This window comes from Vampirovibrio chlorellavorus (genome assembly GCF_003149375.1).
Taxonomy (GTDB): domain Bacteria; phylum Cyanobacteriota; class Vampirovibrionia; order Vampirovibrionales; family Vampirovibrionaceae; genus Vampirovibrio; species Vampirovibrio chlorellavorus_B.
Genome location: NZ_QFWH01000003.1, coordinates 17,727 through 30,664, shown reverse-complemented (window position 1 = coordinate 30,664; position 12,938 = coordinate 17,727). Strand labels below are relative to the sequence as shown.

Sequence of the window (12,938 nt, the reverse complement as noted above, 5' to 3'; positions counted from 1 at the left end):
CAACCTGATTTCAATCCGGCATCTTTGGCCCATATCTGTTTTAATTAAGAAATATTCATAAAAATTAAAGATCCCGGACGTTCAGCCGAAGCACAATGTAATGCATTTCTACAGGTAGCACGGAGATGGGTTTCCCCACTGCTTTTTCCAAGCTGGTTTGGCAAAGCCATGGCCCACTGGCAGGGGTCATGCCGCTGGCGAGCCCGTGGCTAAACCAGACACAAGCCGCGCCTCCCCTGGGCGAATCTTCGGCTGGGCCATTTTTTTCCGGCTGGATGGGGCCATTGGCCCAGCAGTTTTCCCAATCTCATCTGGCCGGGCTCATTGATTTCCACGCCCTGGGCTGGTTGCTCTTCTTTTGCGCCATGCTGGTCTATGCGCTGAACAAGGAACAGTGGTTGCGCATGCAACGAGAAATGCGCAAGATGGCCATGTTTGATCCCCTGACCGGGCTGCACAACCGTGCCCTGCTGGAGGAAACGGTTCAAGAGAAAATCAGGGCCAGCAAAGACAATGGCAAAAAGTTTGCCCTGATGCTCGGCGATCTGGATCGCTTTCAGCAGGTAAATGACACGCTGGGCCATCAGGCCGGGGACAATTTGCTGAAACAGGTGGCTTTCCGGCTGAAAAACATTTTACGCAGCACCGACTTTGTGGCCCGACTGGGCGGGGATGAGTTCGCCATCATCCTGGATTCGCTGGATCATGACGGGTTCGTCAATCAGCTGGCCCAGCGCATTCAAAAAACGCTGGATGAACCCATTCTGCTGGATGGCATGGCCATCAAGGCGGGCATTAGCATGGGCATTGTGCTGTACCCGGACGACGGCGAGGATCTGGAAACGCTGATGCGGCACGTGGACATTGCCCTGTACCGGGCCAAGGAGCGCCGGGATTGCTTTACCTTTTACGACGCGGACATGGATGAGTACAACCGCAAACATATGCAATTGCAAAACGACCTGCGGGAGGCCATTAAAAATCAGGATCTGGAAGCCTACTACCAGCCCAAGGTGGATTGTAACACCCATCAGGTCAAGGGGCTGGAGGCGCTGGCCCGCTGGAGTCACCCGGAGCGAGGCATGATCTCTCCGGCGGAATTTATCCCCATCGCCAAGAAGAACAACCTGATTGGCGGGCTGACCCTGATGATGCTGGAAAAGTCGATTCAGCAAATCAGCCAGCTTTACCATCAGGGCGTGGACATCCTGCTATCCGTGAACATTACGGAGCAAAACCTGGGCGATATGGACTTTCCGGAGACGGTGGCCGAAATTTTGTTGCGGCACAATTTTCCGCCGCACTGTCTGGAGTTGGAAATCACGGAAGACGTGATTATTGACAACGTGAAAAACGCCGCCCGGGTCACCGAGAAACTGAAAAACCTGGGCGTCCAGATTTCCATTGACGACTTTGGCACCGGGAACTCCTCCATTTCGTACCTGAAAAAACTGCCCATCAACACCCTGAAAATCGATCTCTCCTTTATTCGGGAAATGAACCGCAGCCCCGATGACGCGGCCATCGTCAAAACCACCATCATCCTGAGCAAGAGCCTGGGGCTATCGGTGGTGGCGGAAGGCGTGGAAGACGAGCTGACCCTGCAGCGCCTGAACGATTGGGGCTGTGATTTGGCCCAGGGCTTTTATGTCTGTAAGCCCATCCCTCAGGAGGAACTGATCCGGTGGCTGGAGCAAGGGCCCTGGAAGCCGGTTATCCGAACACAGCCCGCCCAGCCTCTAAGCCCGCAAGCGGAAAAGGAGGCGGAAGATTCCGCGTCCAACGTGCGCCCCTTCAAGCGCTCTCAAGCCGGGGGTATGGAATAGGAATATGCCCTAGCGGCCTGAGGCCAGCGCCACCGGCAAAATAAAAGCGAGGAATGAATCCTCGCTTGCATCCAGTCGTGCAACACAAAGGCCACAGGCCTTTTTTCCTCACATAAAGCGACGCAACAGGCCACAAGCCGATTGAATCGCACCCCTCACGGCTCTCTCCTCTCTTAAAACCAGCGGGGAAGCGTCCCTTCCCCTCAATACGGCCAGCGACAATTCCGGCGGCCCAAACCCAAACAGTTCGGCCAGCGCCCGGGTCAGGCGTCGCCAATGCAGTGCAGGCAGGCGACGACGGATAGAACGCCCATGGCAAGTCCACACCCAATGGGGACCCTGTGTTTTTCCAGGCGGCTTAAAACTCATGGGGCAAACTCTCCTTCAGGCAAGCCAGGGACCTACCCGATCCAAATCCGACAAATTGTACGTTCAAACACGGTCCGGCAAGCTCTTTGGATGGAAAGAGGCCGATACTGAACCAGAATTCACTTGCGCTTTACAAACACTTCAGACAAATCGCTCACCCCGAAGGTGATTTCATTAAAATAAAAACAACTGATTGGCGACAATTGCCTACCCACCCGGCCCAAAGGGAGCCAGAATGCCACATCCGTTCCACCGGTTTCAGGGGGAAGCCAGTGCCGATAGCAAGTGGGCCAACCCCTCCTGCAGGGCCTCCGGTGAGCCGGTATTGGGTAAAATCACCCCGCCCGGGTGTTGCCGGGTCAAAGCCTGCTTCTCCTCCCGGCCAAGCTGACTGCGAATGCGGGCCAGGGCGTCCGCTTCGCTCATCCTTCGCTTCTGAATCAGGCGGGCCAGTTGCACGGCAGGCTCGGTATCCAGCAGCCACACCTGATCGTAGCGCTCGGCCAGACCGGATTCAAACAGCAGGGGGATAATGGCCACCGCAGCGGGTCGATCCGCGTTCTCCGCAAAGAACGCTTCAATCCTTTGTCGGGTTTTGGGATGAATCCAGCTTTCCAGCAGCTTGCGCCGCTCCGGGTGCTGAAAGACCTGCCCCCCCAGAGCCGGACGATTCACCGCGCCGCTCTCGTCAAAAACCGCCGGGCCAAAGGCTTCCCGAATACGGGCATTCAGTTCCGCATCCTCTCGCAGCAGGGCATGCACCACATCATCGGCGTCAATCACCGGAATCCCCTGGCTTTTCAGATACTCCCCGGCCAGGGACTTGCCACTGGCGATCCCCCCGGTGAGGGCAATGCGACACACCATCAAAAAATCCTTGCGCTCAACGCTTTCCCTGATAGCTTACTGTCTGGCTTGTGAGATAATCAAGTCTGACCTGCTGCCCTGATCCTATTTTTTCTCCCGGATAGCGCACATCCGGATAGTGCAACAGCCCCAAAGGATTTACCGTGACCACCTGGAATCGTTTCGACCGTTCGCAAAAAATATTTGTGTGGCTGACCGCCATTTTTGTCATTTCGCTCTTTATCGCCGATGAGGTGGGGGCCATGTTGTTTTCCTTCCGCCTGCCGTTTTTAAAGGACCCGGTGCTGCTCTCCGCCGGGATTATTCCCTTTCCGGTCACCTTCATCCTCACCGATTTGCTGAACGAGTTCTACGGCAAGCAGGGAGCCCGCTTTGTGACCTGGGTGGGCTTTGGCATGTGCCTGCTGGCCTACGCTTACCTGACGGTGGGCAGCTGGCTGCCGGTGGATGCCGGTACCTTCATTCCCAAGCCGGTGTATTTAACCATTTACAAGCAGTACACGGGCATGTTTGTGGCCTCACTGCTCGCTTATCTCATTGGACAAATGCTGGACATTCAGGTGTTTCACACCATTCGGGCCATTACCAAGCACCGCTTCATCTGGCTGCGGGCCACCGGCTCCACGGTCATTTCCCAGATGTTTGACTCGCTGATTGTGACCACCATCGCCTTTTGGGGCCAGATGTCGCTGAATGACATGCTGCGGCTGGCCATGGGCAATTACACCTGGAAGTTCATCATCGCCGTGGGCATTACCCCCCTGCTTTACCTGGGCCACATGATCCTGAAGCAGCTCATGCCCCAACAGGAACGCCAACTGGAATCCGTGGAGCCCGAGTACAAATCTTGAGAAACTGGTTTTTGAAAGGCTTTCGGAATTTTGGCTTGCTTTCCGGCAGGGATTTGATCATAAAATGCGGCAACACGCACACTTCCCCATGTCCCAGTGAAAAATTCCCTGAGTAAAATTGCTCCCCGTAAAATTTCTCTAAACTGTGTCCCCCCGATGATCAAGAGCGCGATTTTCAATGTTTAATCTGCTTCCCCGGGAAGATAAATTTCTTAAAATGCTTCAGGATCTGGAAATGGCCTCCAACCGTTGTTCCAGATTGTTGAAAAAGCTGGTGGAACACCGTGATGATGAGGCCATCGTCAAGGAAGCCGCCGAAGAAATTTACCGGCACAAGCGGGAAGCCAAGAAGATACAGGAAACCCTCACCCAGGAAATCTGCCGCACCCTGATCACGCCCTTCGATCGGGAAGATCTTCAGGAATTCGCCGTGGCCCTGTACAACATTCCCAAGCTGGTCACCAAAATCACCGACCGCCTGAACACCCACCACATGTACCCCTACAACGGGGACTTCAACAAGTTTGTGGAGCTGATTGACCGGCAGGCCGAGGCCATGTCCGCCCTGATCCGGGAACTGTCCGGCAAACTGAACTCCCGCACGGTCAACGCCAAGGCTGCCATTCTGCATGAACTGGAAGATCAGGGCGATGTGGTTCTGGGTCAACTGATTGCCAGCTCCTTTCACGATATTGAAGACGTCCGCGAGCTGATTTTGCGCAAGGATATTTACGAAATGCTGGAAGACGTCACCGATCAGTACCGGGACGCGGCCAACGTGGCCATGCAAATCATTCTGAAGCACACCTAGAACGGGCAAGGAGTTCTTGTAAGCGATGGATTTCGGACCCGAACTGCTGATGCTGGTGGCCATTATTGGGCTGGCCCTGATTTTCGACTATATCAACGGCTTTCACGACGCGGCCAACGCCATCGCTACGCTGGTAGCCACCAAGGTCATGACCCCTCGGGTGGCCGTGATGTTTGGAGCCATCTTTAACTTTGCAGGCGCCCTGATGAGTACGGAAGTGGCGGCAACCATCGGCAAAGGCATTGTGGACGCCCCATCCATCACCATGCCCATTGTGCTGTGCGCCCTCATCGGCGGCATTACATGGAATCTGCTGACCTGGTGGTGGGGCTTGCCCAGCAGTTCTTCTCACGCCCTGATTGGCTCCTTGCTGGGAGCCACCTTTTTCGGCAGCCGTCACGGGTATGAACACATTTCCTGGGAAACCGTGCTGCAAAAAATCGTTCTGCCCATGTTCACCTCCCCGCTGGCGGGCTTTGTTCTGGGCTTACTGATTATGGCTGGGCTGACCTGGCTGGTCTTTCGGGTCCACCTGCACCGCATTAACTGGACCTTTGGCAAGTTGCAGGTGGTTTCGGCCATGTTTATGGCCCTCTCTCACGGCAACAACGATGCTCAGAAGTCCATGGGCATCATCGCTCTGGCCCTGCTAACGTATAGTAAAATGCCCGGCGTGCATTTCCCCGACTGGTTTTTTGAGTCAGGCTCGGATTTTCATGTGCCCCTGTGGGTCATCGTGTCCTGCGCCAGCATGATTGCTCTGGGCACCCTCAGCGGCGGCTGGAAGATCATCCACACCCTTGGCAACAAAATGCTGAAGCTGCAACCCATCCACGGGTTTGCCGCCGAAACCACCGCTTCCAGCATCATTCTGGCCGCCAGCCACTTTGGAGTCCCACTCAGCACCACCCATGTCATCACCTCATCCATTATGGGCGTGGGTGCCACCAAACGACTTTCTGCGGTAAAATGGGGCATCGTCGGTAATATTTTATGGGCCTGGATTCTTACGATTCCCCTGACGTTCCTGTTTTCCGGGGCCCTAATGATCGGAATCAACTGGCTGCAGACCTTTGGGCGATAGCACACCAGAAGATTCAATGAGGAGTGGCACATGGAGTTTTTTCATACCCTGATCGAGCTGGTAATGGCTTTCATTCACAACGTCATCGCCTCCCTGGGCTATGTGGGCGTGGCCTTGCTGATGGCCATCGAATCGGCCAACGTGCCCCTGCCCAGCGAATTCATCATGCCCTACGCCGGGTTTCTGGTGCAGCAGGGTAAGCTGAACTTTCACCTGGCGGCTCTTGCTGGCGCGGTGGGCTGTGTCATTGGTTCCATTCCCTCCTACTTTATTGGCCTGTTCGGGGGACGCTCCTTCTTGCTGAAATACGGCAAGTGGCTGCTGCTCAGCGAACATGATCTGGATGAAGCGGAGCGTTGGGTGGACAAATACGGGGATCTGGCCTTTTTCATCTGCCGGATGCTGCCGGTGGTGCGCACCTTTATCTCCCTCCCCGCCGGGATTTTGCAGGCCCACTTTTACCCGTTTGTCCTCTATACCTTTATCGGCTCCCTGATCTGGTGCTACGGTCTGGTTTACGTGGGCGTCTACTTCGGGGAGAACCTGGAGGCCTTCCGGGCCATCTGGCACAAGTTCGATTACGCCATCATCGGCCTGCTGGTGGTGCTGGGCGTCCTGTACATCTGGAAGCACGTCAAACACATCCGCCAGGATCAGCGGAAATTGGCCCAGCAGGAACTCGCACAGGCCAAGCGCACCGGGCAGGAATCCTGATCGGTGAGCCAGGAAACCCCGGAGCGGCAGTCATCGACACTGATTCCAACCCTGGGCTGGTTCTCGGCAGCCTGTATCGTGGCAGGTTCCATGGTGGGCTCCGGTATTTTCATTGTCTCCGCCGATATCGCCCGAACGCTGGGCACCGGCGGTTGGCTGATGGCCGTTTGGCTGTTCGCTGGTATCCTGACCCTTCTGGGGGCGGCCTCTTACGGGAAGCTGGCCGCCTATATGCCAAAAGCCGGTGGGCAATACGTCTTTCTGAAAGAAGCCTGGGGTGAATTACCCGCCTTTTTATACGGCTGGGTGTTGCTGACGGTCATTCAAACCGGCTTTTTGGCCGCCGTGGCCGTGGCCTTCACCAAGTTTCTGGGGGTGCTGATTCCCGCGGTGTCCTCCGTGCCCGTATTGCCCGGCCTGCCCTTTAGCGCCCAAAGCCTGCTGGCCGTGCTGGTGCTGTTTTTACTGACCGCCTTCAACAGCACGGGCATTCGCAACGGCGCCATCCTGCAAAACGTGTTCACCAGCCTGAAAGTGTTGGCCCTCATCCTGCTGATTGCTGTGGGGCTGGCCTTCGGTAAAAACCTGACCCAGGTCGACTGGTCGCTAACCCTGCCCGCCGCCCAATCGACGCAGGGCCACTGGCTGACCCTGTTTGCCTTTGCCTCGGTGGGAGCGCTCTTTTCCGCCGATGCCTGGAATTACGTCACCTTCATTGGCGGCGAGGTCAAAGAACCCTCCAAGACCCTGCCCAAAGCCCTGATTTTGGGTACGGTAACCGTGGTTGTCCTCTACCTGCTGGCCAATCTGGCGTATCTCAACCTGCTGCCCCTCTCCCTAATCCAGAGCGCCTCCGAGGATCGGGTGGCCACCGCAGCCATGAACGTGGTGTTTCCGGGCGCGGGCGTCCTGCTGATGGCCGTGATCATCCTGATTTCCACCTTTGGCTGCCTGAATGGCATGCTGCTGGCCGGGGCCCGGGTGTTTTACGCCATGGCCAAAGACGGCTTGCTGTTTGCGCAATTCGGGCAGGTGCATCCCAAAACCCATTCTCCCAACTTTTGCCTGTGGGTGCAGTTTGCCTGGGCCTCCGGCCTGGCCTTATCGGGCACCTACGGCCAGTTGCTGGATTATATTGTTTTCTCCGCCCTGATTTTCTACATCGTGACAATGCTGGGCCTGCTGCGTCTGGCCCGTCGGTTGCCAGACGAGGTGAGGATGACCCGCAAGCGGGATTTCGCCTTACCGGTGGCTTATATCGCCGGTGCCTCGTTTATGGCGTTTTTCCTGCTATTTGGTGATTTTTTCACCCCGGATTACCGGAGTCGTTTCCAGACCGATTTGTGGCACACCAAGTTTTTCACCAGCCTGGCAGGCTTGGCCCTGACCGCTCTGGGTTGGCCGGTCTACGCCCTCTGGAAGCGGTATCGCTCAATCTAGACGCCGCTTGCCCAGATGGCTGCGAATGGCCTGAGCAATCGCCTGATTCCCGGTTTCCGTGGCGTAAAACAGAGGGGTTTGCCCCCACATATCGGCAATGTTAGGCTGGATGCGGGGATGGCCCAACAGGGCTTGCACCATTTCCCGAGAACCCACCAGGGTGGCCAGCGACAATGGTGTAGCGCCCATCACATTGCGAACGTTTACATCAATATCCGGATGGCTCAACAACCGCTTCACCGCAGCCGGGTTGTCCACTCCCACCGCCTCGTGCAAGGCGGTATCCCCACCCAAATCGTATCGGTTGACAGCAATCGCCGGGTGTTCCAGCAAAGCCTGTAGAACGGGAAGATTTTTCTTTTTGGCCGCCAGAATCAGGGGCGTTTGCTGATGCAAATTCTCGGCATTGACCTCCAGATCCGGTGCCGCCAGCAAGACTTTCAAGGCGTCCAGCGCCCCAATGAAGGTGGCATAATGCAGGGCCGTGTCCCCGTCCTCATCCCGCTGGTTGACGTTGATACGAGGATGCGCCAGCAGCAGGCGGGCAATTGATGCCTTGTTCCGGCTTACGGCCTGCATCAGGGGCGTCGCCTGCGTATAGTCCGACCGATTCACATCAACAGCCGGGTGTGCCAGCAAGCGCTGAATCAGACTTTCATCCGAAGAGCGCCGGATGAGTCGGTACAGGGGCGTCTCTTTGGCGTAATTGGCCAGATTCACATCGGTGGAGGGGTGACGCAACAAGGTATCCACCACGCCTTGCCGGTTATTTTCCAAGGCCAGAGAGAGAGCCGTGCAGCCCGTAATGTCCTGACTGTTCAAATCCAGGTCGGGCAGCTGAACCAGCGCGTCCACGAAGGATTGATGTCCTTTAAGGGCGGCCATCATCAACGGGGTGATGCCCAGTATATTAGGATGGTTCACCGAAAGCAGGGAATGTTGGAGCAAGGCAAGCGCCGTGTCCGCGTTTCCACAGCGGGCAGCCACGTGTAACAACCCTTCTCCCAGCCAGTTTTGAGCCCCCACATTGGACTCCGGGTGTCGCAAGAGCAGTTTTACGGTGTCCGCGTTCCCGTACTCCACGGCCAAACCCAGGGCTTGACGCATCTGCCGATCCCAGGCCCCAATGTGCAGGTCGGGTCGACGGGTCAAAATATCGATGGCCCGGTTTTGGCAAGCCTCCGCCGCCGCGTGCAAGGGCGTGCGCAAGGTCACCGGATCCCGGGGGATCAGCCCAGTGGGAATTCTGGAGAGCAATTGCCGCAACATCCCGGAATGTCCCTGTCGGGCGGCTTCAAACAGCGCCTGGCGGGCCTCGGTTTCATTCAGGGTAGCGCCCTGCCGTTCCAGGAGTTCCAGCCCAACCAGATTGCCGGTGTTGGCGGCCTGAGCGATGGGGGACAGGCCGGATTCGTCCTGCCGGGCCGGGCTGGCGCCCGCCTTCAGCATACTGGCGCTGAGAAAATTGAACAGATGACGGTCGGGTTTGCCCGGCCCGGCCCGCTTGAGGGCTTCGTGCAAGGCATTGGAATTATCCGCGATGATCTGCCAGGCCCGAAAAGCCTCCGGTGAATGCACGGCATCCACCTGCCGGGCCAATGCTTGCGCGGAACTATCCGAGACAACAGAATTTTCCTGCTCTCTGCCCCTCTCCTCATCTGAGTCTACTTCCTGAATGGTCGATAGCACCCGGGTCATGCGCTTGGCAGACTGCATGCCAAAGCGGAGCCCCCGAAATTCAACCCGATCCCGTTCAAAGCGACTCCATTCAAACTGATCCTTCAAGGGCTGAGGCCCGGCGGGAACAGCGCCTTTTGCGGGTTGTCCGTTGCCCAAAAGCCCTGCCGGCGATGTGGACTTTGTCCCCGGGCCAAACGGGTTCCCCACAGCGCCACGGGCAAAACCGTCTGAAATTCTCGTCATTACAACCATTCACTCCCTCTGACTTTCCTGATCAGTCGGATGTCCTTGCTGACTGTCCTTGCAAGCTCAGTGCCGATCTCGGCCTGAACGCCTCCCCCAAAGATACCCACTGGTGTACTGAAATCTGAAATCTTTGAAAAGTTTGAAACTTTTACAGTCATGGCAATATAAACTGGTTTAAAAAAATAAGTCATTTTAATCCAATTTGCAAGTCAGTTCTTACATCAAAAAAGCAGCGGATGGCGGAACCGGCCTGTTCCAGGGAACTTTGGCAACGGCAACCGTATGGAATCCCTGAGGCAGCACTGCGGAAGAAGAAGCCCGTTACGTGGCGCTATCAGAAGAGTGACAAACGGGGCGGGGCTTGCGCATAATAAAATCATGAATCTGCCGCTTTGGGAAACCATTTTACAACCAGAAACCCCGGACGCCCCCCCGGAGACTTTGCCTCGCTACGCCGAAGTGTTGGTTAACATGACCGCCAAGGGCTTGCAAAGTCAGGTGTTCACCTATCAGGTGCCCGAGGAATTCCGGGAGGTGGCCAGGGTGGGTCAGCCGGTGTTGGTCTCCTTCGGGGCTCAGCAGGATTTGACCGGCTTTATCGTGGGCCTAAGCGCCGATTACACGGGGCACTACAAGCTCAAGGAACTCTCCGACATTCTGGATGAGACACCCCTCTTCGACGCTGAGTACTATGACTTTATCCAGTGGGTGGCCGATTACTACGCCACCCCGCTACCGCAGGTGCTGGCCTGCGCCCTGCCCGCCAATCTGGTACAGCGCCCCAAAAAGCTGGTGTATCAGGGGCCCAATTTTAAAGAACCCCTGATGATAGCCCGCATTCCCAACGAGGTGGCCCGCAAGGCGTTGCAGCTCATTGATTTTCTCTACAAGAACGCCGCCACTTACGAAGAACTGTGCGGCGGCAAGAACGCCAAGGGTTACTCGCCCAAGTACCTGGCCGGGCACTTGCGCATGCCCGTGAAAGCCATGAATCAGCTGCTGGCCCGCCTGCGCAAGCTGGACATCGTGGTGGTGGAAACCGAACTCAGCGCCAAGACCCGGGCTAAAACCGTCAAGCGGGTGACGCTGAATGCCGACAAGCTGGAAAACGCCGCCCTGTCCACCCGTCAGCAGGAGATTGTGACCCAACTTAAGGATCGCCCGGAAGGCTTGCCCCTGAAGGAACTGCTAGACGTGCTGGGCACCACCCCGCCCACGGTCAAAAAGCTGGAGGCGGCTGGGGTGATTACCATCACCGAGGTGGCTGAGCATCGGGACCCATTGGCCCTGTTTCAAAAGCTGGCCGCCCGCACCCACTTTACCCTGTCACGGTATCAGCAGCAGGCCATGGATACGGTGGTCAACGGGGACAGTGAGCAGCCCTACCTGCTGTATGGCATTACCGGCTCCGGCAAAACAGAAGTGTATATGAGCATGACCCGCCACGCCCTGGAACGGGGCAAGGCCGTGCTAATGATGGTGCCGGAAATCGCCCTGACCTCCCAGATTGCCCGGCGCTTTATCAACCACTTTGGCTCGGAAAACATTGCCCTGTGGCACAGTAACCTCTCCGATGGGGAAAAGGCCGATACCTGGCACAAGTTGCGCACCGGGGAACTCAAGATCCTGATTGGGGCCCGCTCGGCCATTTGGGCGCCCATCAAGGATCTGGAACTGATTCTGATCGACGAGGAGCATGAGGGCAGCTTCAAGCAGGATTCCCCGGCCCCCCGCTACAACGCCAAAACCCTGGCCCTGGAACTGGCCCGCCGCACCGGGGCCAAAGTGGTTCTGGGCAGCGCCACCCCGGAGATCAGCACCTTTTATCAAGCCCAGCGAGACGGGCGTATTCTGCATTTGCCGGAACGCTTTGGCAACAGCCAGTTGGCCGAGGTGCGGGTGGTGGACATGAAGCAGGAGCGGGGGCAGGGCCATCAGGGGCAGTTGTCCCGATCGCTTATTGAGGAGTTAAAAGTCAATCTGGAAGCGGGCGAGCAGTCCATTATCCTGCTGAACCGGCGGGGCTTTTACACCACCATTCAATGCACCGTCTGCGATCACGTCTTTCAGTGCCCCAATTGCGATGTGGCGGTGACCTTTCATCGTACCCGCAATCAGGTGTGCTGCCACTACTGCGGCTATGAAAGCGAACGGCCCGCCTATTGTCCGGTGTGCGCCAGTATGGAACTCAGCCACAGCGGAGTGGGCACCCAGCGCATCGAGGATGAAGTCATCCAAAAATTCCCGGAGGCCCGGGTGCTGCGGCTGGACAGCGATGTGTTGCAGCGCAAGAACGCTTATGTAGAAATTTTTGAGACCTTTGCCGCCGGAGAAGCCGACATTTTGATTGGCACCCAGATTGTGGCCAAGGGGCTGGACGTGGCCAACGTGACGCTGGTGGGCGTGGTCAGCGCCGATTCCGCCTTTTGCCTGCCGGATTACAAATCCGCCGAGCGGGGCTTTCAGTTGCTGACTCAGGTAGCGGGCCGGGCCGGGCGGGGCCAGAAGCCGGGCCGGGTGATCATTCAGTCGGTGCAAACCCAGCATATGGTACTGACCCACGCCAAAAATCAGGATTACCCCAACTTTTACACGGAAGAGATTGTGCAGCGGGAGCTGTGCGGCTTTCCGCCCTACTCCCAGATTTTTCGCTTTATCGTCAGTTGCGAGAACGAAAAAAAGGCCCAGCAGTTCATTCAGGCGGCCACCCTGCACCTGCGGGAGCAAATTCAGGCCGCCGATGGTGAACTGGGCAAGCACATGACCCTGATGGGCCCGGCCCCGTGCGTTCTGCCCCGCATCCAGAACAAATTCCGGCTGCACTTACTGATTAAAAACTTCGCTGGAGCGGCCGGGCATCGGTTGATTACCGAGTTTTACCGTCGGGCCACGGAAAATCGCCTGCCGGAAGACCTGAACTTTATTCTGGACATTGACGCCCAGAGCCTGTTGTAGTGCTATTAAGCAGACCATCAGCCGCTCACGCATTGCCCTCAAAGCACTCAAAAAAAATTATCCCGAACCATTTGCCCAATATCAAGGAGAAACCG

The 12,938-nt window shown here is 56.8% G+C and carries 10 protein-coding genes; 7 read left to right on the top strand and 3 right to left on the bottom strand.

Features of this window, described 5'->3' with window-relative positions:
- Positions 1-125: 125 nt before the first annotated feature.
- Positions 126-1,826 (top strand): putative bifunctional diguanylate cyclase/phosphodiesterase, encoded by a 1,701-nt coding sequence (locus DF283_RS04700; RefSeq protein WP_303673567.1) that lies wholly within the window; start codon positions 126-128, stop codon positions 1,824-1,826.
- Between the two features lie 108 nt (positions 1,827-1,934).
- Here DF283_RS04700 and DF283_RS04695 read toward each other — a convergent pair whose 3' ends face one another.
- Together DF283_RS04695 and coaE are read right to left on the bottom strand one after the other, a co-directional pair.
- Complete coding sequence (locus tag DF283_RS04695) at positions 1,935-2,195, bottom strand: hypothetical protein (RefSeq protein WP_303673566.1); 261 nt, start codon at positions 2,193-2,195, stop codon at positions 1,935-1,937.
- A gap of 258 nt (positions 2,196-2,453) precedes the next feature.
- A complete protein-coding gene (gene coaE / locus DF283_RS04690) occupies positions 2,454-3,062 on the bottom strand; it encodes a dephospho-CoA kinase (RefSeq protein ID WP_303673565.1) in 609 nt (202 codons plus the stop codon).
- 143 nt (positions 3,063-3,205) lie between these two features.
- On the opposite strand from coaE, the gene DF283_RS04685 reads away from it, so the two are divergent.
- The 5 genes from DF283_RS04685 to DF283_RS04665 all read left to right on the top strand — a co-directional run bounded on the left by DF283_RS04685 (position 3,206) and on the right by DF283_RS04665 (position 7,962).
- Positions 3,206-3,913 carry a queuosine precursor transporter gene (locus DF283_RS04685; protein WP_303673564.1) on the top strand — a complete coding sequence of 236 codons (708 nt, stop codon included), beginning with the start codon at positions 3,206-3,208 and terminating at the stop codon, positions 3,911-3,913.
- Positions 3,914-4,091: 178 nt separating this feature from the next.
- Positions 4,092-4,724 (top strand): DUF47 domain-containing protein, encoded by a 633-nt coding sequence (locus DF283_RS04680; RefSeq protein ID WP_303673563.1) that lies wholly within the window; start codon positions 4,092-4,094, stop codon positions 4,722-4,724.
- Positions 4,725-4,749: 25 nt separating this feature from the next.
- A complete protein-coding gene (locus DF283_RS04675) occupies positions 4,750-5,808 on the top strand; it encodes an inorganic phosphate transporter (RefSeq protein ID WP_303673562.1) in 1,059 nt (352 codons plus the stop codon).
- 30 nt (positions 5,809-5,838) lie between these two features.
- On the top strand, positions 5,839-6,522 hold the full coding sequence (locus tag DF283_RS04670; protein ID WP_303673561.1) for a DedA family protein: 684 nt from the start codon (positions 5,839-5,841) through the stop codon (positions 6,520-6,522).
- A gap of 3 nt (positions 6,523-6,525) precedes the next feature.
- A complete protein-coding gene (locus DF283_RS04665; RefSeq protein ID WP_303673560.1) occupies positions 6,526-7,962 on the top strand; it encodes an APC family permease in 1,437 nt (478 codons plus the stop codon).
- On the opposite strand, the gene DF283_RS04660 is transcribed toward DF283_RS04665, so the two are convergent.
- The gene (locus DF283_RS04660) at positions 7,954-9,885 is read right to left on the bottom strand and encodes an ankyrin repeat domain-containing protein (RefSeq protein WP_303673559.1); all 1,932 of its coding nucleotides are present in this window, start codon (positions 9,883-9,885) and stop codon (positions 7,954-7,956) included. The genes DF283_RS04665 and DF283_RS04660 overlap by 9 nt on opposite strands.
- 381 nt (positions 9,886-10,266) lie before the next feature.
- Here DF283_RS04660 and priA point away from each other — a divergent pair, with 381 nt between their 5' ends.
- Positions 10,267-12,843, top strand: a complete 2,577-nt coding sequence (gene priA, locus DF283_RS04655; RefSeq protein ID WP_303673558.1) for a replication restart helicase PriA — start codon at positions 10,267-10,269, stop codon at positions 12,841-12,843.
- Positions 12,844-12,938 lie beyond the last annotated feature (95 nt).

Excerpts from the sequence above, each read along its gene's own strand:
- DF283_RS04670 (WP_303673561.1), top strand. The coding sequence starts at position 5,839 with ATGGAGTTTTTTCATACCCTGATCGAGCTGGTAATGGCTTTCATTCAC.
- DF283_RS04700 (WP_303673567.1), top strand. The coding sequence starts at position 126 with ATGGGTTTCCCCACTGCTTTTTCCAAGCTGGTTTGGCAAAGCCATGGC.
- DF283_RS04660 (WP_303673559.1), bottom strand. The coding sequence starts at position 9,885 with ATGACGAGAATTTCAGACGGTTTTGCCCGTGGCGCTGTGGGGAACCCG.
- coaE (WP_303673565.1), bottom strand. The coding sequence starts at position 3,062 with ATGGTGTGTCGCATTGCCCTCACCGGGGGGATCGCCAGTGGCAAGTCC.
- DF283_RS04680 (WP_303673563.1), top strand. The coding sequence starts at position 4,092 with ATGTTTAATCTGCTTCCCCGGGAAGATAAATTTCTTAAAATGCTTCAG.
- DF283_RS04695 (WP_303673566.1), bottom strand. The coding sequence starts at position 2,195 with ATGAGTTTTAAGCCGCCTGGAAAAACACAGGGTCCCCATTGGGTGTGG.
- priA (WP_303673558.1), top strand. The coding sequence starts at position 10,267 with ATGAATCTGCCGCTTTGGGAAACCATTTTACAACCAGAAACCCCGGAC.
- DF283_RS04675 (WP_303673562.1), top strand. The coding sequence starts at position 4,750 with ATGGATTTCGGACCCGAACTGCTGATGCTGGTGGCCATTATTGGGCTG.